The 24131-nt window shown below is 73.7% G+C and carries 23 protein-coding genes; 9 read left to right on the forward strand and 14 right to left on the reverse strand.

What is annotated here, in order from left to right; all coding sequences use genetic code 11:
- Positions 1-33 precede the first annotated feature (33 nt).
- From ACQZ2A_RS17865 to ACQZ2A_RS17905, 9 genes are all read right to left on the reverse strand, one after another.
- Positions 34-468, reverse strand: a complete 435-nt coding sequence (locus ACQZ2A_RS17865) for a GNAT family N-acetyltransferase (RefSeq protein WP_430213789.1) — start codon at positions 466-468, stop codon at positions 34-36.
- A 107-nt stretch (positions 469-575) separates the two neighbouring features.
- Positions 576-2264 (reverse strand): BCCT family transporter, encoded by a 1689-nt coding sequence (locus tag ACQZ2A_RS17870; RefSeq protein WP_430213828.1) that lies wholly within the window; start codon positions 2262-2264, stop codon positions 576-578.
- Between the two features lie 500 nt (positions 2265-2764).
- Positions 2765-3457 carry a response regulator transcription factor gene (locus tag ACQZ2A_RS17875; RefSeq protein ID WP_430213791.1) on the reverse strand — a complete coding sequence of 231 codons (693 nt, stop codon included), beginning with the start codon at positions 3455-3457 and terminating at the stop codon, positions 2765-2767.
- Entirely contained in the window at positions 3454-5964 is a 2511-nt protein-coding gene (locus ACQZ2A_RS17880; protein ID WP_430213793.1) for an ATP-binding protein, read from the reverse strand. The genes ACQZ2A_RS17875 and ACQZ2A_RS17880 overlap by 4 nt, the downstream gene beginning before the upstream one ends.
- Before the next feature lie 10 nt (positions 5965-5974).
- On the reverse strand, positions 5975-6547 hold the full coding sequence (gene kdpC / locus ACQZ2A_RS17885; protein ID WP_430213795.1) for a potassium-transporting ATPase subunit KdpC: 573 nt from the start codon (positions 6545-6547) through the stop codon (positions 5975-5977).
- A gap of 11 nt (positions 6548-6558) precedes the next feature.
- Positions 6559-8595: a potassium-transporting ATPase subunit KdpB gene (kdpB, locus tag ACQZ2A_RS17890; protein ID WP_430213797.1), complete on the reverse strand. Its 2037-nt coding sequence runs from the start codon at positions 8593-8595 to the stop codon at positions 6559-6561.
- Positions 8592-10238 (reverse strand): potassium-transporting ATPase subunit KdpA, encoded by a 1647-nt coding sequence (kdpA, locus tag ACQZ2A_RS17895; protein ID WP_430213799.1) that lies wholly within the window; start codon positions 10236-10238, stop codon positions 8592-8594. The genes kdpB and kdpA overlap by 4 nt, the downstream gene beginning before the upstream one ends.
- 9 nt (positions 10239-10247) lie before the next feature.
- Positions 10248-10334 carry a potassium-transporting ATPase subunit F gene (locus tag ACQZ2A_RS17900; RefSeq protein ID WP_430213830.1) on the reverse strand — a complete coding sequence of 29 codons (87 nt, stop codon included), beginning with the start codon at positions 10332-10334 and terminating at the stop codon, positions 10248-10250.
- A gap of 264 nt (positions 10335-10598) precedes the next feature.
- Complete coding sequence (locus ACQZ2A_RS17905; protein ID WP_430213800.1) at positions 10599-11360, reverse strand: enoyl-CoA hydratase-related protein; 762 nt, start codon at positions 11358-11360, stop codon at positions 10599-10601.
- Positions 11361-11422: 62 nt separating this feature from the next.
- On the opposite strand from ACQZ2A_RS17905, the gene ACQZ2A_RS17910 reads away from it, so the two are divergent.
- Entirely contained in the window at positions 11423-12592 is a 1170-nt protein-coding gene (locus ACQZ2A_RS17910; protein ID WP_430213802.1) for an SGNH/GDSL hydrolase family protein, read from the forward strand.
- A gap of 81 nt (positions 12593-12673) precedes the next feature.
- On the opposite strand, the gene ACQZ2A_RS17915 is transcribed toward ACQZ2A_RS17910, so the two are convergent.
- Entirely contained in the window at positions 12674-13831 is a 1158-nt protein-coding gene (locus tag ACQZ2A_RS17915; protein WP_430213804.1) for a CaiB/BaiF CoA transferase family protein, read from the reverse strand.
- A complete protein-coding gene (gene fgd / locus ACQZ2A_RS17920) occupies positions 13828-14865 on the reverse strand; it encodes a glucose-6-phosphate dehydrogenase (coenzyme-F420) (RefSeq protein WP_430213805.1) in 1038 nt (345 codons plus the stop codon). Before fgd ends, ACQZ2A_RS17915 begins: the two co-directional genes overlap by 4 nt.
- Positions 14866-15121: 256 nt before the next feature.
- On the opposite strand from fgd, the gene ACQZ2A_RS17925 reads away from it, so the two are divergent.
- The 5 genes from ACQZ2A_RS17925 (at position 15122) to ACQZ2A_RS17945 (ending at position 19429) form a co-directional block, all read left to right on the forward strand.
- Positions 15122-15739, forward strand: coding sequence for a DUF1345 domain-containing protein (locus ACQZ2A_RS17925; RefSeq protein ID WP_430213807.1), 618 nt, complete (start codon positions 15122-15124; stop codon positions 15737-15739).
- A gap of 50 nt (positions 15740-15789) precedes the next feature.
- Positions 15790-16875 (forward strand): Glu/Leu/Phe/Val family dehydrogenase, encoded by a 1086-nt coding sequence (locus ACQZ2A_RS17930; RefSeq protein WP_430213809.1) that lies wholly within the window; start codon positions 15790-15792, stop codon positions 16873-16875.
- A gap of 200 nt (positions 16876-17075) precedes the next feature.
- Positions 17076-17261: a DUF3073 domain-containing protein gene (locus ACQZ2A_RS17935; protein ID WP_430213811.1), complete on the forward strand. Its 186-nt coding sequence runs from the start codon at positions 17076-17078 to the stop codon at positions 17259-17261.
- A 99-nt stretch (positions 17262-17360) separates the two neighbouring features.
- Positions 17361-18902, forward strand: coding sequence for a purine-cytosine permease family protein (locus ACQZ2A_RS17940; protein WP_430213812.1), 1542 nt, complete (start codon positions 17361-17363; stop codon positions 18900-18902).
- A complete protein-coding gene (locus ACQZ2A_RS17945) occupies positions 18902-19429 on the forward strand; it encodes a cysteine hydrolase family protein (protein ID WP_430213814.1) in 528 nt (175 codons plus the stop codon). Before ACQZ2A_RS17940 ends, ACQZ2A_RS17945 begins: the two co-directional genes overlap by 1 nt.
- A 19-nt stretch (positions 19430-19448) precedes the next feature.
- Here the strand turns inward: ACQZ2A_RS17945 and ACQZ2A_RS17950 are convergent, their stop codons facing one another.
- The gene (locus ACQZ2A_RS17950) at positions 19449-19802 is read right to left on the reverse strand and encodes a hypothetical protein (RefSeq protein WP_430213815.1); all 354 of its coding nucleotides are present in this window, start codon (positions 19800-19802) and stop codon (positions 19449-19451) included.
- Positions 19799-20191: a hypothetical protein gene (locus ACQZ2A_RS17955; RefSeq protein WP_430213817.1), complete on the reverse strand. Its 393-nt coding sequence runs from the start codon at positions 20189-20191 to the stop codon at positions 19799-19801. Before ACQZ2A_RS17955 ends, ACQZ2A_RS17950 begins: the two co-directional genes overlap by 4 nt.
- A gap of 156 nt (positions 20192-20347) precedes the next feature.
- Here ACQZ2A_RS17955 and ACQZ2A_RS17960 point away from each other — a divergent pair, with 156 nt between their 5' ends.
- Positions 20348-21541, forward strand: a complete 1194-nt coding sequence (locus ACQZ2A_RS17960; protein ID WP_430213818.1) for an endonuclease — start codon at positions 20348-20350, stop codon at positions 21539-21541.
- A 204-nt stretch (positions 21542-21745) separates the two neighbouring features.
- On the opposite strand, the gene purM is transcribed toward ACQZ2A_RS17960, so the two are convergent.
- Positions 21746-22873: a phosphoribosylformylglycinamidine cyclo-ligase gene (gene purM, locus ACQZ2A_RS17965; RefSeq protein WP_430213820.1), complete on the reverse strand. Its 1128-nt coding sequence runs from the start codon at positions 22871-22873 to the stop codon at positions 21746-21748.
- Positions 22874-23049: 176 nt separating this feature from the next.
- On the opposite strand from purM, the gene ACQZ2A_RS17970 reads away from it, so the two are divergent.
- Both ACQZ2A_RS17970 and ACQZ2A_RS17975 read left to right on the forward strand, forming a co-directional pair.
- Positions 23050-23394: a PadR family transcriptional regulator gene (locus tag ACQZ2A_RS17970; protein WP_430213822.1), complete on the forward strand. Its 345-nt coding sequence runs from the start codon at positions 23050-23052 to the stop codon at positions 23392-23394.
- A complete protein-coding gene (locus ACQZ2A_RS17975) occupies positions 23391-24056 on the forward strand; it encodes an HAAS signaling domain-containing protein (protein ID WP_430213824.1) in 666 nt (221 codons plus the stop codon). Before ACQZ2A_RS17970 ends, ACQZ2A_RS17975 begins: the two co-directional genes overlap by 4 nt.
- Positions 24057-24131 lie beyond the last annotated feature (75 nt).

The raw sequence follows: 24131 nt of genomic DNA on the forward strand, positions 1-24131 counted from the left end.
GCACGCTAGCGACCCCCACCGACACCCGGGGCGTCAGCGGGCGAGGCGCATCGGGACGTGCGGGATGCCGTCGTCGAGGAACTCGGCGCCGTCGCGCGCGAACCCCAGCCGGGCGTACCAGTGCTCCAGGTGGGACTGGGCGTCGAGGACGACCGGCCCGCGCGTGGCCGCCAGCACCGCGACGACGAGCTCGCGCGCGATCCCCGCGCCCCTCGCCTCCCGCGCCGTCGCCACCCGGCCGATCCGCACCACATCGCCACCGTCGTCGAGGGCCCGCAGCGTCGCCACGACCTCGCCCGAGCCGTCCTCCGCCCACCACTGCACCGTGCCGGGCTCGAGGTCGCGGCCGTCGAGGTCGGGGTAGAGGCACTCCTGCTCGAGCACGAAGACGTCCTGTCGCAGCCGCATCAGGGCGTAGAGGACCTCGGGGGTGAGCTCGAGCGTCGGCGCGGAACGAACGGTGGACACGCCCACCACCCTAGGCACCCCCGCGACGCACGAAACGTGTGTGGACTCGCCGGTGGTCTCCGGCGAGTCCACACACGTTCGCGGTGGGACGAGGCGAGGTAGCGCGGTCAGGCGCGGGCGACCTCGGAGGCCTCGCTCGGCGTCGGGTCGCTCTCGCCCATGACCGGCTCGTCGGCGGCCTCGACGGTGAACGCGAAGTCGTCGCCGTGCCGGGTCGCCCCGGTGACCACGGCCTTCTCGACGGCTGCGACGGCGTACTTCCGCCGCACCACGACCGGGTCCTGCGACAGGTCCTTGACCAGCGCCCACGCCAGCCCGACCATGACGAGCGCGAACGGCAGCGCCGCCACGATCGTCAGGTTCTGCAGCCCGGTGAGCGCGGAGTCGCCACCGACGAGCAGCATCACCGCCGCGACGGCACCGGTGGCCACGCCCCAGAAGATGACGTTCCAGCGGCTCGGCTCCATCGTGCCGCGCTGCGAGAGGGTGCCCATGACGATGGACGCCGCATCGGCACCCGAGACGAAGAAGATCGCGACGAGCAGCATGACGACGACGGTCGTGACGCCTGCGAGCGGCATCGTGTCGAGCAGCCCGAACAGCTGCCCCTCGGACGTCGACTGGCCCGCGAGGTCGGTGCCGCCCTGCTGCGCGTGGATGCCGGCGCCGCCGAAGATCGCGAACCACACGAGGCTGACGAGGCTCGGGACGAGCAGCACACCGGTGACGAACTGGCGGATGGTGCGCCCGCGCGAGATGCGCGCGATGAACATGCCGACGAACGGCGTCCACGACATCCACCAGGCCCAGTAGAAGACCGTCCAGCCGGAGAGCCACTCGGCCATCCCGTCGCCGCCCGCGGCGTCGGTGCGCGCGGACATCATCGCGAGGTCCTGGAAGTAGGAGCCGACCGCGGTGGGGATGAGGTCGAGCATGAAGACGGTCGGGCCGACGACGAACACGAAGACCGCGAGGCCGATGGCCAGCACCATGTTGATGTTGGACAGCCACTGGATGCCCTTGGCGACGCCGGAGACCGCGGAGAGGATGAACGCGACGGTGAGCAGCGCGATGACGGCGACGAGGACGCCGTTGCCGACCTTCCCGATGCCGGCGACGATCTCGAGGCCGCTGCCGATCTGCAGCGCGCCCAGGCCGAGCGAGGCGGCCGAGCCGAAGAGCGTCGCGAAGATCGCGAGCATGTCGATGACGCGGCCGGCGCCACCGGTCGCGCGGCGCTCGCCGATGAGCGGGATGAACGCCGAGGAGATGAGCTGCGAGCGGCCCTTGCGGAAGACGCCGTAGGCGATGGCGATGCCGACGACGGCGTAGATCGCCCACGGGTGCAGGGTCCAGTGGAAGAGGGTCGTGGCCATCGCGGTCTGCACGGCCTGCGGGTTGCCGGCCTCGCCGGTGCCGGGCGGCGGGGTGGTGAAGTGCGACAACGGCTCGCTGACGCCGTAGAACATCAGGCCGATGCCCATGCCCGCGGAGAACATCATCGCGATCCACGAGACGGTGCGGAACTCCGGCCCCTCGTCGTCGGTGCCGAGCGGGATGTCACCGAAACGGCTGACCGCCAACCAGATCACGAACGCGACGCACGCCGACGCGAGGACGACGAACATCCAGCCCATGTTCGTCACCGACCAGCCGAGCGCGGAGCCGGAGGCGCTCGCCAGGGTGTCGGTGCTGAGGAAACCCCATGCGACGAAGGCGACCGCGATCGCGGCGACGACGCCGAAGACGACCTTGTCGACGGCCGAGCCGCGGGCGGTCTGCTCCACGACGTCGATGCCGAGGACGGGGTGGGGAACGTCGTCGGCGGTGGTGGATGGGGTGGGCGGTGCGTCCGGTGCGTGCGGCGGTCGGGTGTCTGTGCTCACTCTGGGTGCGTCCACGGCGCGCTCGCCGCGGCCTCCGTCCATGCTCGAAGTCGGGGGTACTCGGTCCTGTCAACCTTCCAACCAGACCACCGATGGGCGCCGTCCCCAAACCGGGACGGCCCGGATCCCGCGTTCGATCGCCCTGCGCACCACCGCTGACCTGCACCGATACCCCGAGTATTCCAATCGTGTGACGAGACCGTTCTCACGCCCACCGACCCCTACCGTGGGGCCATGACCGGCCTGCTGCCGGCGCTCACCGGGTCGTTCACCTGCCCCGCCGCAGGGAACCCGACGGTCGCGCGGTCGACATCCGGCTCTGGACCGGGGTCGACCCCGACCGCACCGTGATGGGCGCCGCCCTCGACGAGGCGATCGCGGGGTGGGAGCACCCCTGCCCGCGTGGCGGGTCAGCCCTCGACGAGGCGGTACCCGATGCCAGGCTCGGTGAGGATGTGCCGCGGTGCCGAGGGATCGTCCTCGAGCTTGCGCCGCAGCTGGTTCCCGTACACGCGCAGGTAGTTCGACTCGCGGCCGTACCCCGGCCCCCAGACCGCCTGCAGGAGGTCGGCCTGGGTGACGACCCGGCCGCGGTGGCGGGCCAGCTCGGCGACCAGGCGCCACTCGGTGGGCGTGAGGTGCACGGGCTCGCCGCGGTGCGTCGCGGCGAGCGTGGCGAAGTCGAGCTCGAACGCGTCCGTGGAAACCGGTGCGACGGAGGCCAGCCCGTCGTCCTCGCCGCCCCCGCGCCGGAGCGCCGAGCGCACCCGGGCCATCAGCTCGTCCATCCCGAACGGCTTGGTGACGTAGTCGTCGGCGCCCTCGTCGAGGGCCTCGACCTTGTCGTCGGACTGGTGGCGCGCCGACAGCACGACGACCGGGACGCGGGACCGTTCCCGGATGCGGCGCAGCACCTCGACGCCGTCGACGTCCGGCAGGCCGAGGTCGAGGACGACGAGGTCCGGCGGTGCGTCCTGCATCGTCGCCAGTGCGTCACGCCCGGACCCGACCTCTTCCACCTCGTAGCCGCGCGCCCGCAGGTTGATGCGCAGGGTGCGGCGCAGCGTGGGGTCGTCGTCGACGACGAGCACGCGCTGGCTCATCGGTCCTCCTCCTCCGTCGTCGGCAGGTCGACGACCATCGTCAGGCCCCCACCGGGGGTGTCCTCGGCGGTGACGCTGCCGCCCATCGCCTCGGCGAGTCCGCGGGCGACGGCGAGACCCAGCCCCACCCCGTCGCCGGCCGGCACGTCGCCCTGGCGCTGGAACGGCAGGAAGATGCGGTCGCGGTCGGGCTCGGGGACACCCGGACCGGAGTCGACGACCCGCACCTGCACCCGGTCACCGAACGGGCTGGTGCACACCCGGACCCGGCCGGGCGACGGCTGGTGGCGCAGGGCGTTCTCGACGACGTTACCGAGGACGCGGTCGAGCAGCCCGGCGTCGGCGACGACGACCCGCGCGTCGGGGTCGAGCGCCCACTCGACCCGCTCCGGCTCGGCGACGGCCGCGACGACGCCCGGCACGACCTCCCCGAGGTCCACCCGCCGCGGGTGGGCGACGAGCGCGCCGGCCTGGAGCCGCGACATGTCGAGGAGGTTGCCGATGAGCGCGTCGAGCCGGTCGGCGGAGTCCTCGATGGCCGCCTCGAGCTCGGCCTCGTCCTCGGGGCTGAAGGTCACCTCGTCCGAGCGCAGGCTGCCGATGGCGGCCTTGATGCCGGCGAGCGGCGTGCGCAGGTCGTGCGAGACGGCCGACAGCAGGGCGGTGCGCGCCGAGTTGTCACGGGCCAACACCGCCGCCTCGCCCGCCGAGGCCTGGAGGGACCGGCGCTGGAGGATGGCGCCCGCATGCGCGGCGAAGGCGGCGAGCAGGCGCTGCCGGCCCGCCGGCACGGTGGCGCCGACGAGGACGAGGTCGTGCTCGTCGTCGGCCTCCTCACGGGGCAGGCCAGCGCGGCCGAGGTCGCTCGTCGTGAGCACCGGGTCCGTGGAGGCGAGCACGGCTGCGGGGTGCTCGCGGTCCGGGCGGCGGACGACGGCCGCCGCCTCGGCGCCGAACATCTCGACCGCGTGCTCGAGGAGAAGGGCCATCTGGTCGGTCGAGCCGAGGAGGGTGTGGCTGAGCTCGGCGAGCGAGGCCGACTCGGCCTGGGCCCGCAGCGCGCGGTCGGCCCGCCGGGCGCTGCGGTCGACGACCCAGGCCACCGCAGCGGCCACGAGGACGAAGACGACGAGCGCGACGGCGTTCTCGGGCTCGGAGATCGTCAGACCCCCGGTCGGGGGCGTGAAGAACCAGTTGAGGAACAGCGAGGACGCCACCGCCCCGAGCAGCGCCGGTCCCATGCCGCCGAGCAGCGCGGTGAGCACGCTGAGCAGGAGGAAGAGGGGGACGGTGAGCGGCAGGTCGGGGTCCTCGGGCAGCCCCGCGAGCACCTCGGTGAGCACGAACGGCCCGAGCACGCCGAGGCCGTACCCGAGCAGCTTGCGGCGTCGGGGCAGGCCCGCGCGCGGCGCCCGCCACCCGCGACCGGCCGCGAACCGGTGCGTCACCACGTGCACGTCAACGTCGCCGGACTCGGCGATGACCTCCTCGGTCGTGCTGGGGGACAACAGGGTCCGCCAGCGCGGCCGCCGCGAGGACCCGATGACGACCTGGCTCGCGTTGACGCCGCGCGCGAAGTCGAGCACCGCCTCGGCGAGGTCGTCGCCCGACACGGTGTGGAAGGTGCCGCCCAGCTCGTCGGTGAGCCGGCGCTGCGCCACGAGGTCGGGCAGGTGCGGACCGGTCAGGCCGTCCGAGCGCACGACGTGGACGGCGAGGAGCTCGCCACCGGCCCCCCGGGCCGCGATGCGTGCGCCACGCCGCAGCAACGTCTCGCCCTCTGCCGCACCGGAGACCGCGACGACGACCCGCTCGCGCGTCGGCCACGTGGCCTCGATGCCGTGGTCGGCGCGGTACCGGCCCATCCCCTCGTCGACGCGGTCGGCGAGCCAGAGCAGCGCGAGCTCGCGCAGCGCCGAGAGGTTGCCGACGCGGAAGTAGTTGGAGAGGGCGGCGTCGACCTTCTCCGGGGCGTAGACGTTGCCGTGCGCCATCCGGCGGCGCAGCGCCTCCGGGGACATGTCGACGAGCTCGATCTGGTCGGCGGCCCGGACGACGGCGTCGGGCACCGTCTCGCGCTGCACCACCCCGGTGATGGCGGTGACGGCGTCGTTGAGCGACTCGAGGTGCTGGATGTTGACCGTCGAGATGACGTCGATGCCGGCGTCGAGCAGCTCCTCGATGTCCTCCCAGCGCTTCGCGTTCCGGCTGCCGGGGGCGTTGCTGTGCGCGAGCTCGTCGACGAGCGCGACCCTGGGCGCCCGGGCCAGCAGGCCGTCGAGGTCCATCTCCTCGAGCGTCGCGCCCCGGTGGCTCACCCGCGCCCGGGGCACCACCTCGAGGCCTGCGAGCAGGTCGGAGGTGTGCGGCCGCTCGTGCGTCTCGACGAGGCCGACGACGACGTCGGTGCCGCGGTCGAGGCGGCGGTGGCCCTCGTCGAGCATCGCGACGGTCTTGCCGACGCCCGGGGCCGCCCCGAGGTAGATCCGCAGCCGTCCGCGTGCCATGGGCCCATTCTCACCCGCGGCCGAGGGCGGCGAGCGCCACGTTGAGCTCGAGCACGTTGACGCGGTCCTGGCCGACGAAGCCGAGCGGGGCCTCGCGGACCTGCTGGTCCACCAGCCGGAGCACCCGGGTCTGCTCCAGCCCCCGGGCCGCCGCGACCCGGGAGACCTGCCAGCGCGCGTAGGCGGGCGAGATGTCGGGGTCGAGGCCGCTGGCCGAGGTGGTCAGGGCGTCGGCCGGGATCGACTCCGGGGCATCGGGGTTCGCGGCGCGCAGGGCCTTCTCGCGCTCCGCCACCGCGGTGGCGAGGTCGGGGTTGGACGGCCCGAGGTTGGAGCCACCGCTCACGTCGCCGGAGGAGTCGGAGGCCGAGGGGCGGCCCTGGAACCACTCCGGGCCGCTCGGCGGCTGGCCGAGGAGGGCCGAGCCGACCTCGCGACCGCCGACGACGACCGGCTGGCCGTTCGCCCGGTCGGGGACGACGAGGCCGACGGCGAGGATCGCCGCGGGGTAGAGCACACCGCAGAGGACGGTGAGGACGAGCAGCGCCTTGAGCGCTGCGCCGAGCTGTCGGGTGGTGGTCACGGTGCTGTCCTTCAGAGGCCGGGGATCAGGGACACGACGAGGTCGATCGCCTTGATGCCGATGAACGGCACGATCACCCCTCCGAGCCCGTAGACGAGGAGGTTGCGGCGCAGCATCGCGTGCGCCGAGAGCGGGCGGTAGCGAACACCCCTGAGCGCCAGCGGGATCAGCGCGACGATGACGAGCGCGTTGAAGATGACCGCGGAGAGCATCGCCGACGAGGGGCTGGACAGGTCCATCACGTTGAGCGCCTGGAGGCCGGGGAAGATCCCGACGAACATCGCGGGGATGATCGCGAAGTACTTGGCCACGTCGTTGGCGATCGAGAAGGTCGTCAGGGCGCCGCGGGTGATGAGGAGCTGCTTGCCGATCGCGACGACGTCGATGAGCTTGGTCGGGTCGCTGTCGAGGTCGACCATGTTGCCGGCCTCCTTCGCGGCCGACGTGCCCGTGTTCATCGCGACGCCGACGTCGGCCTGGGCGAGCGCCGGGGCGTCGTTCGTGCCGTCACCGGTCATCGCGACGAGCCGCCCGCCCTCCTGCTCCTTCTTGATGAGCGCCATCTTGTCCTCGGGCGTGGCCTCGGCGAGGTAGTCGTCGACACCGGCCTCCTCGGCGATCGCCTTGGCGGTCAGTGGGTTGTCACCGGTGATCATCACCGTGCGGATGCCCATCTCACGCAGCTGGGCGAAGCGCTCGGCCATCCCGGGCTTGACGACGTCCTTGAGGTGGACGACACCGAGCACGCGGGGCGCCTCGCCGGGAGCGGCCTCGGCGACGACGAGCGGCGTGCCGCCCGAGGCGCTGATGCCGTCGACGTGCACCTCGAGGTCGCCGCCGACCGTGCCGCCCTGCTCGCGCACCCACGCCGACACCGCGGACCCGGCGCCCTTGCGGACGCGACGGCCGTCGGGGAGGTCGACGCCGGACATCCTCGTCGTGGCGCTGAACTCGACGACCTCGGCACCGGCCCGGCGCAGGGCCGTGACGTCACCGAGCGCGTCGGCGTCCACTCCCGCCTCGACCGTGAACTCGACGATGGAGCGCCCCTCGGGCGTCTCGTCGGCGAGGGAGGAGAGGTAGGCGGCGCGGGCCAGCTCGTCACGCCCGACGGAGTGCACCGGCACGAGCTCGCTGGCCCGCCGGTTGCCGTAGGTGATGGTGCCGGTCTTGTCGAGCAGAAGGGTGCTGACGTCACCGGCGGCCTCGACGGCGCGCCCGGACATCGCGAGGACGTTGCGCTGGACGAGCCGGTCCATCCCGGCGATGCCGATTGCCGAGAGCAGTGCTCCGATCGTCGTCGGGATGAGGCAGACGAGGAGCGCGACGAGGACGACGAGCGAGAGCCGCTGCCCGGAGTAGGCCGCCATCGGCTGGATGGCCCCGACGGCGAGGACGAAGATGATCGTCAGCGTCGTCAGGAGGATGGACAGGGCGATCTCGTTCGGGGTCTTCTGCCGGGCGGCACCCTCGACGAGGGCGATCATCCGGTCGATGAACGTCTCGCCGGGCTTGCTCGTGATGCGCACGACGATCCGGTCCGAGAGCACCGTGGTGCCACCGGTGACGGCGCACCGGTCACCACCGGACTCGCGGATGACCGGGGCCGACTCGCCGGTGATGGCCGACTCGTCGACCGTCGCGACGCCCTCGACGACGTCGCCGTCCCCGGGGATCACCTGACCGGCCTCGACGACGACGTGGTCGCCGAGCGCGAGGGCGGTGCCGGGCACCTCCTCCTCCGTGCCGTCGGCGCGCAGCCGACGGGCCGAGGTCTCGGTCCGGGTGCGGCGCAGGGTCTCGGCCTGGGCCTTGCCCCGGCCCTCGGCGACGGCCTCGGCGAGGTTGGCGAAGAGGACGGTCGCCCACAGCCACACCGTGACCGCGACCGAGAACACCGACGGGTCGAGCACCGACAGCACCGTCGTGAGGACCGAACCGACCCAGACGACCATGATGACCGGGCTGCGCCAGAGGTGGCGGGGGTCGAGCTTGGCGAACGCCGCGGGCAGGTTCTGCCAGGCGGTGCGCGCGAGGGACGACGTCATGAGAGAGCCTCCGCGATGGGTCCCAGGGCGAGGGACGGGAAGAACGTCAGGCCGGCGACGACGATCACGGTGCCGACCACGAGCGTGGTGAACAGGGGGGTGTGGGTGGGCATGGTGCCCGCCGTGACCGGTCGCTTGCCTTGCGCCGCAAGCGATCCGGCGAGGCGGAGCACCAGGATGATCGGCAGGAACCGGCCGACGAACATGCAGAAGGCGAGCAGCAGGTTGAGGTACGGCTGGTCGGCCGAGAGCCCCGCGAACGCCGAGCCGTTGTTGTTCGAGGCCGAGGCGACGGCGTACATCAGCTCGGACAGTCCGTGCGGCCCGTCGTTGAGCCGGGCGTCGAGCGAGACCGGGAGCACGACCGAGAGACCGGTGCCGACGAGGACGAGGGCGGGCATCGTCAGGGTGACGAGGGCGGCGCTCGTGACCTCGGATCGACCGATGGTCTTGCCGAGCAGCTCGGGGGTCCGCCCGACCATCAGGCCGGCGATGAACACCGCGAGCACGACGACGACGAGGTACGAGTACAGGCCGGTTCCCACACCTCCCGGCGACAGCTCGCCGAGCAGCATGTTGACCAGCGGCACACCGCCGCCGAGCGCGCTGAAGCTGTCGTGCATCGAGTTGACGGCGCCCGTCGAAGTCCCGGTGGTCACGCTCGCGAAGAGGCTGGACCACACGACCCCGAAGCGCTGCTCCTTGCCCTCCATCGAGGCCAGCGGACCCGCGGCCGCGTGCACCTCGGCCCACGTGGTCAGCGCGATGCTGCCGACGAGGAGGAAGCCCATGACCCCGGTGGCCACGGCGCCCTGCCGCCGGTCGCGGACCATCAGGCCGTACGCGTACGGGAGGGCGAACGGGATGAGCAGGATGAGGACGATCTCCAGGAGGTTGGTCCAGGGGCCCGGGTTCTCGAAGGGGTGCGCGGAGTTGGCGTTGAAGAACCCGCCGCCGTTCGTGCCGAGCTCCTTGATCGCCTCCTGCGAGGCGACCGGCCCGCCCTGGATCACCTGCTGCGCGCCGGTGAGCGTCTCGATGGTGTGCGGCGCCGCGAGGTTCTGGATGACGCCGCCGAGCAGGAGGAGGACCGCGCCGACCGCGGCGAGCGGCAGCAGGATGCGCACGGTGCCGCGCACGAGGTCGACCCAGAAGTTGCCGACCCGGTCGGAGGTGGCCCGGGAGAGCCCGCGCAGCAGGGCGACGGCCACGGCGAGGCCGGTCGCCGCCGAGACGAAGTTCTGCACCGTGAGGCCGGCCATCTGCACGGTGTGCCCGGTCCCGGCCTCCCCCGCGTAGGACTGCCAGTTCGTGTTGGTGACGAACGAGACCGCGGTGTTCAGCGCGGTGTCCCAGTGCATCGAGCGGCCGAGCGACCACGGGAGCAGGCCCTGGGCGGTGATGAGGGCGAAGAGCAGGGCGACCGAGACGACGGCGAAGGCCAGCACCGAGCCCGCGTAGCCGGTCCAGCGCTGCTCGGTGCGCGGGTCGACCCCGACGAGCCGGTACACGAGGCGCTCGACACGCCAGTCGCGCTCGTCGGTGAAGGTGCGGTGGATCCAGGTGCCGAGGGGCACGTGGGTGGCGGCCAGGACGGCCGCGACGAGGAGGACGGCCGCGGCCGTCTGGAGGGCGATGGTCATGAGAGCTCCTCAGTACCTGTCCGGGTGGATCAGGGCGTCGAGCAGGTATCCGAGGAGGAGCAGGCCGATTCCGCCCGCGACGAGGTCTTGCCACATACCGGCCACGACACCAGCCGGCCGGTCCGCGGTCGGGCGCGGTGATGCGCCGCTGACGGCGTCTTGACGCCATCCTGACGCCCGCGCCGGCGTCCACCGATCGACGAATGTGTCAGTTCCTGCACACCCTCACCCCGCCCGACCGTGCAGGAATCGACGAACGTGTCAGTTCCTGCACACCCTCACCCCGCCCGACCGTGCAGAAATCGACGAATGTGTCAGTTGTTGTCGCTTCGGGTGGCGTGGGGCCGGCGGGTCAGTGGGTCAGCGGGCGCGGAACTCCGGGCGGCGCTTGCCGACGAACGCGGCGGCGCCCTCGCGGTGGTCGGCGGTGGTCGAGAGCGCGCGCTGGCCGGTGTCCTCGCGCGCGAGCGCTCCCTCGAGGTCGAGCGACGCGGCGTTGACCGCGGCCTTGGTCTCGGCGAGCGCGAGCGTCGGGCCGGCGGCGAAGGATACGAGCAGCTCCTCGGCGCGCGCGGCGAACCCGTCGGCCGGCACCGACTCGGCGACCAGGCCCCACTCGGCCGCGGTGCGCCCCGGCAGCGCCTCACCGGTCAGCGCGAGGCGCATCGCCCGCGCCCGCCCGACGGCCGCCGCCACGAGCGCGGTCGAGCCGCCGTCGGGCATCAGCCCGATCCGGCTGAACGCCAGGACGAACGGCGCCTCGTCGGCGGCGAGCACGTAGTCGCAGGCGAGCGCCATCGGCACCCCGATGCCCGCCGCCACACCGTGGACGAGGGCGACGACCGGTGTGCGGGACGCCACGACGGCCCGCACCAGCTCGGCCCCGGCGTCGAGCACCCCCATCGACGCGCCCTCGGCGGTGAGCGGCGCACCCGAGCAGAAGCCGCGCCCCTCGCCGGTCAGCGCGACGACCCGCACCTCGGGGTCGGCGTCGAACCGGCGCAGGGCGTCGGTGACGGCGGCGCACATCTCCGGGTCGACGGCGTTGAGCCGCTCCGGGGCGTCGAGGGTGATCCGGCCGATGGATCCGTCCGCCTCCACGCGGACCCGTGCGCTGCTCATCCCGCCATCCAACCGCACCCTCCGGGGCACCGCACGGACGGGACGTGCTGGACTTGGCTCCCGTGACCGCACTCCAGGACGTCCCCCTGACTCCCGACCTCGTGCACGGCGCCGTCGAAGTCGAGCCCACCGAGGGTGGCGGCCTGCGTCCCCACCGCCTCCCCGCGTGGGCCCGCGCGCAGAACGCCGACCCGATGCTCGCCGTCAACGAGGGCCAGCCGGCGGGGGTCCGCCTCGTCGTCCGGACCACGGCCACGGTCGTCGAGCTCGACCTCGTCGTCACCCGCCGGGCGCTGACCGGTGCTCCGGCCCGGGCGCAGGGGCAGGTGGACCTCGTCGTCGACGGCCGCCTCACCGACGGCGCCGTCGTCCCGAACGGGGACCTGTTGACCACCGACCCCACGACCGGGCAGACCACCCTCGAGCAGGGCGGCGCCGGGACCGTGCGGTTCGAGCCGGCGCCCGGAGAGAAGGTCGTCGAGCTGTGGCTGCCGCACCAGGAGGGCGTCGAGCTCGTCGCCCTGCGTGCCGATGCCCCCGTCACCACCGTGCCGCACACCGACCGCCCTCGGTGGGTGCACCACGGCAGCTCGATCAGCCACGGCAGCAACGCCGTTCGCCCCACCGGCACGTGGCCGGTCGTGGCCGCGCGCACCGCCGGGCTCGACCTCGTCAACCTCGGCTTCGGCGGCTCGGCCGTCCTGGACCCGTTCGTCGCCCGCACGATGCGCGACCTCGACGCCGACCTCCTCAGCGTCAAGGTCGGCATCAACATCGTCGGCGGCGACCTGATGCGGCGCCGCGTCCTCGGGCCGGCCGTCCACGGCTTCCTCGACACCATCCGCGAGGGGCACCCGAGCACGCCGCTGATCGTCGTGACACCCGTGCTCTGCCCGATCCACGAGGACACCCCCGGCCCCGGCGCCATCGACCCCGCGGCCCTGGGCGAGGGGCGTCTGGTCTTCACCGCGGCCGGCGATCCCGCCGAGGTGCCGATGGGCAAGCTCACCCTGCGCATCGTCCGCGAGGAGCTCGCGCGCGTCGTCGAGCAGCGCCGGGCCGACGACCCGAACCTCCACCTCGTCGACGGGCTCGGGATGTACGGCGCCGGCGACGTGGAGGCCCACCCGCTGCCCGACGCCCTGCACCCCGACGAGGAGACGCACCGGCTGATGGGAGAACGGTTCGCCCGCACCGTCTTCGGCGCCGACGGCCCGTTCCCCACCGCCTGAACGCGGCTCCCCTCCGTGCGACATGCGCGGGTCCGTGCGCGGTCGCACGCGGACCCTCGCATCTCGCCGGGAGCAGGGCGCTCAGGCTTGGACGACTGCCCCCGACGCCAGCAGCGCGTCGACCTCGGCGGCGTCGAAGCCGTGGGCCAGCAGCTGCTCGCGCGTGTGCTGCCCCGGCACCGGTTCCGGCCCGGGCGTCCCGAGCGGCGTCCCCGACAGGCGCGGCGCCGGCCGCGGCACCATCCCGCCGCCCGGCCCGGGCACGAAGGAGTCCCGCGCCGCGTGGTGCGGGTGCCGGTGCGCCTCCTCGAGCGAGAGCACCGGTGCCACGCAGGCGTCCGAGCCCTCGAAGTGCCCCGCCCACTCGTCGCGGGTCCGCGCGGCGAACGCCGCCTCGAAGGCCGCGCGCTGCGCCGGCCACGTCGCGGTGTCGTACTGCTCGCCGTCGACCGTGACCCCGAGCAGCCCGACGAGCTCTCGCCAGAACTGCGGCTCGAGCGCCCCGACCGCCACGAACCGGCCGTCGGCACACTGGTACACGTCGTAGAAGGGCGCACCGCCGTCGAGGACGTTGGAACGCCGCCGGTCCTCCCAGGCTCCGGCGCCGAGCATCGTGTGGACGAGCGTCAGCAGGTGTGCGGCGCCGTCGACCATCGCCGCGTCGACGACCTGCCCGCGCCCGGTCACACCACGCGACACCAGCGCCGCCAGCACCCCCGAGACGAGGTACATCGCCCCGCCCGCGAAGTCGGCGAGCACCGGTACCGGTGCGACCGGGCGGTCCTCACCACCCATCGCGTGCAGCGTCCCCGAGAGCGCGGCGTAGGTGATGTCGTGACCGGCGCGCGGCGCCCACGGCCCGTCCTGCCCCCAGCCGGTCATCCGGCCGACGACCAGCCGCGGGTTCTCGGCGAGCAGGTCCTCCGGCGCGAGCCCGAGCCGCTCGAGCACTCCAGGCCGGAACCCCTCGACCAGCACGTCGGCCCCCGCCACCAGACGACGGACCACCGCCACACCCTCGGGGTGCTTGAGGTCGACGGCGATGCTCGGCCGCGAGCGCCGCAGCCCACCGGAGGCGTCGACGTCACTCACCGCACCCGGCCGGTCGACGCGCACGACATCGGCGCCCATCTCGGCGAGGACGAGGCACGCGAAGGGCGCCGGGCCGATGCCGCCGAGCTCGACGACACGCACCCCGGCGAGCGGTCCGGCCGGGGCGACGGGCGAACCCTCGCTCACCGCGCGGCGGGGACGAGCTCGCGCAGCCCGGGCAGGACCTGCTCGGTGAAGGTGCGCAGGAACCGCTCCTGGTCGTGGCCGGGGCCGTGCACGACGAGGTGGTCGAACCCGAGGTCGGTGTAGAAGCGCATCGTCTCGACGACGTCCTCGGGGCGCGAGGCGACGATCCAGCGCTTGGCGACCTGCTCGATGGGCAGCTCGTCGGCGGCGCGCTCCATCTCCTCCGGGGAGTGGATGGAGTGCTTCTGCTCCGCCGAGAGCGACAGCGGCGCCCAGAACCGGCAGTTCTCCAGCGCCTGCTCGGGGTCGGGGTCGTAGGAGACCTTGACCTCGATCATCCGGTCGATGTCGGCGTGGTCGCGCCCGGCCTTGTCCATCCCCTCGTCGACCGAGAGCACGAGCTGGTCGCGGTAGAGCTCCTCGCCCTTGCCGGAGGTGCAGATGAAGCCGTCGCCGTGCCGGCCGGCGTAGCGCGCGACCATCGGGCCACCCGCCGCGATGTAGACGGGCACCGGGGTGTCCGGGCGGTCGTAGATGGCGGCGTCCTCGGTGCGGTAGTACTCGCCCTCGAAGGTCACGCGCGGCTCGGTCCACAGCTGCCGCATCAACGTGACGGCCTCGCGCAGCCGCCCGAAGCGCTCCTTGAACTCGGGCCACTCCCCCTCGGCCACCGACCCGACGGCGATCTCGTTGAGCGCCTCGCCGGTACCGACGCCGAGCATCACGCGCCCGGGGGCGAGGCAGGCCAGCGTCGCGAAGGTCTGCGCGACCACGGGCGGGTTGTACCGGAACGTCGGCGTCATCACCGACGTGCCGACCATGACGCGCTCGGTGCGCGCCAGCACCCACGACATCCAGGCCAGCGAGTTCGGGGCGTGGCCGCCCTCGAGCCGCCACGGCTGGAAGTGGTCGGAGATGGTCACCGAGTCCAGCCCCAGCTCCTCGGCCAGCACCGCGTAGCCCGCGAGCTCACCCGGCGCGAACTGCTCGGCGGACGCCTTGTACCCGACCCTGATGCCCTGCGCAGCGCTCATGCGGCCATCCTGCTACACCGGTGCGACCGCGCACCCCCGGCACACACGTCGGGGTGCGGACCGACCCCCTCGACCGGTCCGCACCCCGTCGAGGTGCGTCCCGTGCCACCGCCCCCCGGTGACACGGGCGACGCGCCACCTGTTCCCCCGGTGGTGCGTCGGCACCAGCCTCCCGGGAGGCGCTGCGAAATCGCTGCGAAGGTCGAGGGGCGCACGGTCCCCCTCCGCGGGGCGGTCTCGGCGCTAGCGTGGCGCCGTGCGGCACACCCGGTGGCACCTCGCCCTCGCAGGGGTGCTCGCGCTCCTCGTCGGGGTGCTCGTCCCGCTGCCGACCGGCACCGGGGCGGCGGCCCACGCGCTGCTCGGCTGGGTCGTCGGCGCCCTCGCCTTCAGCGTCCCGGTGCTCGTGCGGTGCCACCGCGTGGACCCCGACGCCACGGCGGGGCACTTCGAGGGGGCCGAGGGCGGGCGCACCGAGACCGACGTCATCGTGGTCGTGGCCGCGCTCGCGAGCCTCGGCGCGGTCGGCGTCATGCTCGTCTCGAGCGGTGGCGGCGGCCTCGAGGCGGCCCTCGCGGTGCTCTCGGTCGCGGCCGGCTGGCTGGCCGTGCACACCGTCTACGCGCTGCGCTACGCCCGGCACTGGTTCGTCGAGGAGCCCGGCTGCGTCGACTTCCCCGGCGACGGCCCACCGCGGATGAGCGACTTCGTCTACCTCTCCTTCACCCTCGGGATGACCTACCAGGTGTCCGACACCGACCTGCGCACCCCGGCCGTGCGCGGCATCGTCCTGCGGCACACGCTGCTGTCCTACCTGCTCGGCACCGTCGTCGTGGCGGCGACCATCAACCTCGTCGTCGGCCTCGCCTCCTGAGGGCCCCGGCGCCCGGCGGGCACCGCCCTCCGAGGACTAGCGTGACGGGCATGGCCACCGACCTCATCGACCTCGCCGGCCACGAGCAGGTCGCCTTCTGCACCGACCCCGCGACCGGGCTGCGCGCGATCATCGCCCTGCACTCCACGGCGCTCGGGCCCGGGCTGGGCGGCACCCGGTTCCACCCCTACCCGTCGACCGATGCCGCCCTCGCCGACGTCCTGCGCCTCTCGCGGGCGATGTCGAGCAAGAACGCGCTGGCCGGCCTCGACCACGGCGGGGGCAAGGCGGTGGTCATCGGCGACCCGCACCGCGACAAGACCCCCGAGCTGCTGCGCGCCTACGGGCGCTTCGTCGAGTCGCTCGGCGGCCGGTACGTCACCGCGTGCGACGTCGGCACCTACGTGGCCGACATGGACGTCGTCGCCGAGGAGACCCGCTGGGCCACCGGCCGGTCCCCCGCGAACGGCGGGGCGGGCGACTCCTCGCTGCTCACGGCGTACGGCGTCCTCCAGGGGATGCGCGCCGTCGCCCAGCACGTGTGGGGCGCACCCTCGCTCGAGGGCCGCCGGGTGGGCATCGCGGGCGTCGGCAAGGTGGGGGCGAAGCTCGCCGAGCACCTGCTCGAGGACGGCGCGCACGTGGTCGTCACCGACGTGGACGACGACGCGGTCGCAGCGCTCCGGGCGCGCCACCCGGAGGTCGAGGCCGTCGAGGACGCCACCGTCCTGGCCCGCACCTCCCTCGACGTCTTCAGCCCCAACGCCCTCGGCGGCGCCCTCGACGAGGACACGGTCGCCGTCCTCGACGCCCGGGTGGTGTGCGGCGGCGCGAACAACCAGCTCGCCGGCCCGGACACCGCCGACCGGCTCGCCGAGCGCGGCATCGTCTACGCCCCGGACTTCCTCGTCAACGCCGGCGGGGTCATCCAGGTCGGCGACGAGCTGCACGGCTTCGACATGGAGCGTGCGCGCGAGCGCACCGGGGCCATCTTCGGCACGACCCTGGAGGTCCTGGGGCTCGCCGAGGCCGAGGGCGTCACGCCCGCGGTGGCCGCCGACCGGCTCGCTGAGCGGCGCATCGCGGCCGGTGGCCGCACCCCCTGGCTGCCGCCACGGGCCACGCCCGCCCCCTGAGCCGGCCGGGAGCCGGCCGGGGCCGTCCGAGGGGCGTGCCACCTCGACGGTGCCGTCGCCGAAGGGCCGCCGACCCATGTATCGTTGGCGGCACGAGATGCACACCATTCCCGGAGCCGCTCCGCGACGTGGGATGACCCCGACACCGGGGCCGTCCGACCAGCGATGCCGCCCCGGCAGACGCACGAGGGGGTCACGCCATGGGGCGCGGCCGGGCCAAGGCCAAGCAGACGAAGGTCGCTCGCGAGCTGAAGTACTTCAGCCCCGACACCGACCTGTCAGCGCTTGAGCGAGAACTGCACACCCAGACGCACTCGGGCGACACCGCCGACGAGCGCAGCTGGGAGGACGACGACGACGGCCAGTGGCCGAGCGGACGGCGTTGACCTCACCCTGATCCCCGACACCCGCCGGTGCCCCGCGTACCGGTCGGTGGGCGTGCGCGGCTCCTGCCGTGCACCGCGGCGGCGTGCCATGCTCGCCCCATGAGCACGTCCACCGCTTCCGGGACCCGTCGGCTCGGCGTCGAGACCACCGGCATCGAGATCATCGACGAGGCCGAACGCACCGCCTCCCCCCGCGACCTCTTCTGGCCGTGGTTCGCGGCGAACGTCTCGGTCTTCGGGATCTCCTACGCCGCCTTCGTCCTCGGCTTCGGCATCTCCGTCGGCCAGGGCGTCCTCGTCGCGGTGCTCGGCATCGTCGTCTCCTTCCTGCTCTGCGGCGTCGTCGCCATCGCCGGGAAGCGCGGGTCGGCCCCGACGATGATCCTGTCGCGCGCCTCGTTCGGCGTGACCGGGCAGAAGGTGCCGGGTGTGATCTCCTGGCTCACCTCGATCGGCTGGGAGACCTTCCTCGCCATCACGGCGGTGCTCGCGACGGCGACCGTCTTCCAGCGCCTCGGGTTCGGCGGCGGCACCGCCACGAAGGTCGTGGCCGCCGTGGTGGTCGCCCTGCTCATCGTCAGCGCCTCGGTCGCCGGCTACCACGTCATCATGCGGCTGCAGTCGGTCCTCACCTGGCTCACCGGCATCGTCACCGTGATGTTCGTCGTCATCGTGCTGGCGCAGGGCACCATCGACTGGGGCAAGGTCTCGGCCGTCCCCTCCGGCTCCGCGGGCGCGGTCGTCGGCGCGTTCGTCATGGTGATGACCGGCTTCGGCCTGGGCTGGATCAACATCGCCGCGGACTGGTCGCGCTACCAGCACCGCGACGCCTCGGACCGCTCGATCGTCCTGTGGAACACCGTCGGTGGCTCGATCGCCCCGGTGCTGCTCGTCACCTTCGGGCTGCTCGTCGCCTCCTCCGACGCCGGCGTCGCGGAGGGCATCGCGAGCGATCCCATCGGTGCGCTGGCCGGCATCCTGCCCACCTGGTTCCTCGTGCCGTTCCTCGTCGCCGTCATCCTCTCCCTCGTCTCGGGCGCGGTGCTCGGCATCTACTCCTCGGGGCTCACGCTGCTCTCGCTCGGTGTGCGCATCCCGCGCCCGGCCGCAGCCCTCGTCGACGGCGTCATCCTCACGCTCGGCACGTTCTTCGTCGTCTTCGTCGCCCAGGACTTCCTCGGGCCGTTCCAGTCCTTCCTCATCACGCTCGGCGTGCCGCTCGCGGCGTGGGCCGGCATCTTCATCGCCGACCTCGTCCTGCGCCGCCGCGACTACGACTGGGGCCCGGACGGCGCCGACGCGTTCTTCGACGCGCGCGGCCGCTTCGGCTCCTGGGACCTGGTCTCGGTCGGGACGATGGTCGTGGCCTCGGTCCTCGGCTGGGGGCTGGTCGTCAACGGCTTCGCGCAGGACGCGGCGTGGAACAACTGGCAGGGCTACCTCCTCGAGCCGCTCGGCCTCGGCACCTACGTCACCGAGGGCGAGGGCGCCCCGTTCTGGGACGGCACCTGGCCGTACGCGAACATCGGCGTCATCCTCGCGTTCGTGCTCGGCTTCGGTGTCACCCTGGTCGCGCGGCGCGCCACGGTCCGGCGCCAGGAGCGCGAGGCCGGAGCCCGCACCGAGGAGCCGGTGGCCTGATGGCGGCGCGCGACGGCTGGCTGGTCGTCGTCGACCCGCAGGTCGTCTTCGCCGACCCCGGCGCCTCCCCGTGGGGTTCGCCGATGTTCGCCGGCGCCGTCGGCCGGATGCGTGAGCTCGCCGCGGCGTTCGGGCCGGAGCGGACCGTGGTGACGAGGTTCGTCGCCGACCCCTCGTTGGGGGGCTCGTGGGGGCCGTACTACGCGGAGTGGCCGTTCGCCCTCGTGCCCGACGCCGACCCGCTGTACGCCGTCGTGCCCGAGCTCGACGGCGTGGCCGGGCACGTCGTCACGGCGGGGACGTTCGGCAAGTGGCCGGTGCTGCGCGACCTCGTCGGGTCCGACGCCCACGTGACGGTCGCCGGCGTGGCCACCGACTGCTGCGTCGTCTCGACGGTCCTGCCGATGGCCGACGCCGGGGTTACGGTCGTCGTCGACGGCCCGGCGTGCGCCGGGTCCACGCCGGAGAACCACGAGCGGGCACTGGCCGCCATGGCCCTCTTCGCGCCCCAGGTCACCGTCGCCTGACCCGGTCCGGCGCGACGCGTCAGGGGTGGCGGCCCCAGACCCAGAGGAACGCCGCGACGACGGACGGCACCCCCACAGCGAGACCCAGCAGGAACCCGACCGCGGCGTACCCGGCACCCGCACCGACCGAGGGCTCCTTCCACCGGTCGTGGTGGCGCGCCAGGAGGAGGGCCGCCGCCAGCCCCGCGGCCACGGCCAGCACGAACGGGGCCCAGAGCACCGCCGCCTCGACCAGCCACGGCCCCCGCCGCCCCTTGGGTGGCTTCCCGAGCACCTCCAGCACGCCGAGGACCCCGACCGCCGGGACGACCAGAGCGGGGAGCGCGGCCCAGGTGAGCACCCAAGACGCCGTGCTCCCGGAGGCCCGGGTCACCCGATCCCCCCGAGCGGGAGGAGCGCGGCTCCCAGGACACAGCCGACGAACGCCGCCAGCAGCCCGACCGCCCGGGGCCGCACGAGGTCGTCGCCGACGAGGAGTGCGAGTGCCGCGAACCCGGTGCACCAGCCGACGAGGAGGCCCGGCAGCACCAGCCCCGCCAGGCCCAGGGCCCCGGAGGGTGTCAGGTCGTCGAGGACGCCGAACCCGCTGAAGAACCAGAGCACGACGGCGAGCAGGGCGAGGGTCGCGACGGCCAGCGCGCCGACCATCCAGCGGCGGGCGGTGCCGAGGCGGACCTCCCGCTCCGGGACGGGCCTCGGGGCGAGGAGACCGAAGCGCACCGGCCCGCGGTGGGACCCCGTGTGCCGGGTGTGGCTGCTCATCCCCCCAGCGTGGTCGGAGCCGGTGACCATCGTCATGGGGTGCCGTACTCAGGTGCGGCGGAACCCGTTCGTTGACCCGCGCGTGGTTGAGTCCTGACCGAATCCTTGACCGCGGCAGACCCATCCGCGGGACGCGCTCGGGCAGGGTCGTGGACCGTGACCCGACCGAACCCCCTGCCGTCCCTGCTGCGCGGCCGCCGAGCCACCACCACCTGGCTCGCGCTCGCCTCCGCCCTCGTCGTCCTCCTCGGCCTCTCCGCCCCGGCGTCGCAGGCGGCCACCCCGCTGACCGTCGCGCAGGCCGTTGCCGGCCAGGACGGCGCCTCGCACACCGTCCGCGGCTACGTCGTCGGCCAGCCGACCGCGACGAGCACCGTGGTGCGCTCGGCCTTCCCGAGCGACTACGCGCTCGCCATCGCCGACACCGCGTCGGAGACCGGCACCACTCGGATGCTCTACGTCCAGCTGCCGACGGCCCTCCGGTCGCAGTGGGGCCTGCAGTCCAACCCCACGCTGCTCGGGAAGCAGGTCGACGTCACCGGCACGCTGGCCGCGTACTTCTCGCACCCGGGGATGACCGGCACCACGGCCGTGGCGGCGGCCGGCTCGGGCGGCGGCGACACCGGCGGCGGCACCGGGGGCGGGACGGGCACGAGCCCGTGGGACGGCACGTACTACGCACCGGCCATCGGCAAGACCGGCACGGCCCTCAAGGCGTCGCTGCACGGCATCATCGACGACCAGACCAAGCTCACCTACGACCAGGTCTGGGACGCCCTCAAGGACACCGACCAGGACCCGAACAACACGAACAACGTCGTCGAGATCTACTCGGGACGCTCGATCGCCAAGTCCGACAACGGTGGTGGCGTCGACCAGTGGAACCGCGAGCACGTCTGGGCGAAGTCGCACGGTGACTTCGGGACGGCCACCGGACCGGGCACCGACGTGCACCACCTGCGCCCGGAGGACGTCACCGTCAACTCCACGCGCGGCAACCTCGACTTCGACAACGGCGGCGGCGCGGTGGCGCAGTGCTCCGGCTGCCTCGTGGACGGCGACTCCTTCGCACCGCGCGACGCCGTCAAGGGCGACGTCGCCCGGATGATCTTCTACATGGCCGTCCGGTACGAGGGCGACGACGGCTGGGCGAACCTCGAGATGAACAACTCCGTGGGCAACGGGACGGCGCCGTACATCGGCAAGCTCTCGGTGCTCCTCCAGTGGAACGCGCAGGACCCGGTCGACGCCTTCGAGATGCGCCGCAACGACCGCATCCACTCCACGTGGCAGCACAACCGCAACCCGTTCATCGACCACCCCGAGTGGGCGGCCGCCATCTGGGGCTGAGGCCCCGGGCCGCCCGGGTCGGACCGCTCTCCGACCCCCGAAGCAGCCGGCCGTCCACCGCGGGAGACCTGTCCTCTGACCCGCGGTGGGCGGCCGGCCCTCGTGTGCCTCCCCTCCCACTCGACTTATTGCCCAGAACCCACCTCGAGCGGGCCGAAAGCGGCCTCCTGAGGTGGGTTCTGGGCAATCAGTCGGGACCGGGGGTCAGGGGGTGGGGTGTTCGCCGACGAGCTCGACCGAGCCGCCGTCGACACCCTTGGCCCCGCGCACGACCTCGCCGGTGGCGGCGTCGGCGGCCGCGCCGTCGGACACCTCGCCCATCACCCACGTGCCGATGCCCCGCGCCTCGAGGTGCGCGGTCGCGGCGTCGACCGAGGCCGCGGGCAGCACGGCGACGAACCCGACGCCCATGTTGAGCGTCCGCTCGAGGTCTGCGCGCGGGACGTTGCCGAGCGCACCGACGGTCGAGAACACGGCGGGCGGGGTCCACGTGGCACGGTCGAGCCGCGCGTGGACGTGCGGCGGCAGGACGCGGGCAAGATTGGCCGCCAGCCCTCCCCCGGTGACGTGCGAGAGGGCGTGGACGTCGACGCCGTCGAGGCGCACGAGGTCGAGGAGGTCGGCGGCGTAGACGCGGGTCGGCTCGAGCAGCTCCTCACCGAGCGTGCGGCCGAACTCGTCCACGTGCCGGTCGAGCTCCCACCCGGCGTGGGCGACGACCCGCCGCACGAGCGAGTAGCCGTTGGAGTGCAGGCCGCTGCTGGCCAGGCCCAGGACGACGTCGCCGGCCTGCACCCGCTGCGGCCCCAGGACCTCGTCGTGCTCGACGACCCCGGTGGCGGCACCGGCGACGTCGTACTCGTCGGGGTCGAGGAGGCCGGGGTGCTCGGCGGTCTCGCCGCCGACGAGGGCGACACGCGCCTGCTCGCAGGCTCGGGCGATGCCGCCGACGATGGCGGCGATGCGCTCGGGGACGACCTTGCCGCAGGCGATGTAGTCGGTCATGAAGAGCGCCTCGGCGCCGCAGACGACGATGTCGTCGACGACCATCCCGACGAGGTCGAAGCCGATGGTGTCGTGCCGGTCGAGGGCCTGGGCGATGGCGACCTTGGTGCCGACGCCGTCGGTGGAGGTGGCGAGCACCGGGCGGCGGTAGGACGCGAGCGCGCTGGCGTCGAACATCCCGGCGAAGCCGCCGAGGCCGCCCAGCACCTCGGGGCGGGTGGCGCGGCGCACCGACTCCTTCATCAGCTCGACGGCCTTGTCGCCGGCCTCGACGTCGACCCCGGCGCCGGCGTAGGTGATGGACGTCGGCTGCTCGGTCTCGCTCACGCCCGGAAGCCTACCGAGGCCGCTCGGGGGCGGCCGCGGGCGTCCGGGTGGCCCGGGCCCGCCCTCCCCGGTCCCCCCCGGAGTCGAGTGCGGAGATGGTCGCTCCAGCGGCCACGTCCGCACTCGACTCGGGGAAACGCTGGCCAGAACGCGACCGGACCGGTACCTTGTGACGCATGGAACCCGGTGACAGCGCCATCCTGACGCACCTGCGTCGCGGCGCCCTCGAGCACTGCGTCCTCGCGCTGCTCGACACCGAGCCGATGTACGGCCTCGACATCGCGCGGCGCCTCGGCGACGACGGCGTGCTGCTCGCCGGCGAGGGCACGCTCTACCCGCTGCTCTCCCGGCTGCGGAAGCAGGGGCTCGTCGAGACCACCTGGGCCGAGTCGAGCGCGGGGCCGCCGCGCCGCTACTACGCCCTCACCGCCCGGGGCCGCGACGCCCTGGTCACCTTCCGGCGCACCTGGAAGACCTTCCGGGACGCGGTCGACACCACACTCCGCGGAGGACACCCGTGAACAGCTCCGACACCCGCGTCAGCGCCTACCTCGACGACCTCGCCCGGATGCTCTCCGACCTCGCGCCCGAGGACCGCGACGAGGTCCTGGCCGGCGTGCGCGAGCACCTCGAGGCCACCCTCGCCGAGCACCCCGACGACCCCGCGGCCGTCGATGCCGCCCTGCTGCGCCTCGGCCCGCCGGAGCGCGTCGCCGCCGAGGCCCGGGCCGACCAGCCCGCCGAGGGTGCCCGCGTGGTGGAGCACCGGTTCGTCCCGGCACCCGTCCGGCCGACGCCCGGCCTCATCCGGGCCGGGGCCCTCCTCGTCGCCGGGGCGACGGGCCTGCTCCTCGCCCTCGAGGTGCTGGCCCGGGTCACGGCCCTCGGTCAGGGCCCCGGCATGTTCGGGCCGTCCGAGGCGATCTTCCTCGGGGTCTTCCTGCTCGGTCCGTTCTGGCTGGCGGGCACCGTGTGCACCGCGGCGGCCCGGGGTCTCACCGGGCGCACCCGCGCCGCCCTCCTGCTCGCCGGACCGGTCGCGGTCCTCGTCGTGCTCGCGACGACGTTCTGGCAGGAGCCCCCCGTGCTCAGTGCGATCGTCAGCGTGGCCCTGTGCCTGCTGACCGGAGTCGGCCTGGCCGGCGCGGCCCGACGCGCCTGGCGCGAGTCGCACGCCGGCTGACCCCCGGCCCGCCGACCCATCGCGGTGGGGGGGGGGGGGGGGGGGGGGGGGGGGGGGGGGGGGGGGGGGGGGGGG

Origin of the sequence: Phycicoccus avicenniae, from assembly GCF_050496545.1 — a bacterium.
GTDB lineage: Bacteria > Actinomycetota > Actinomycetes > Actinomycetales > Dermatophilaceae > Phycicoccus > Phycicoccus avicenniae_A.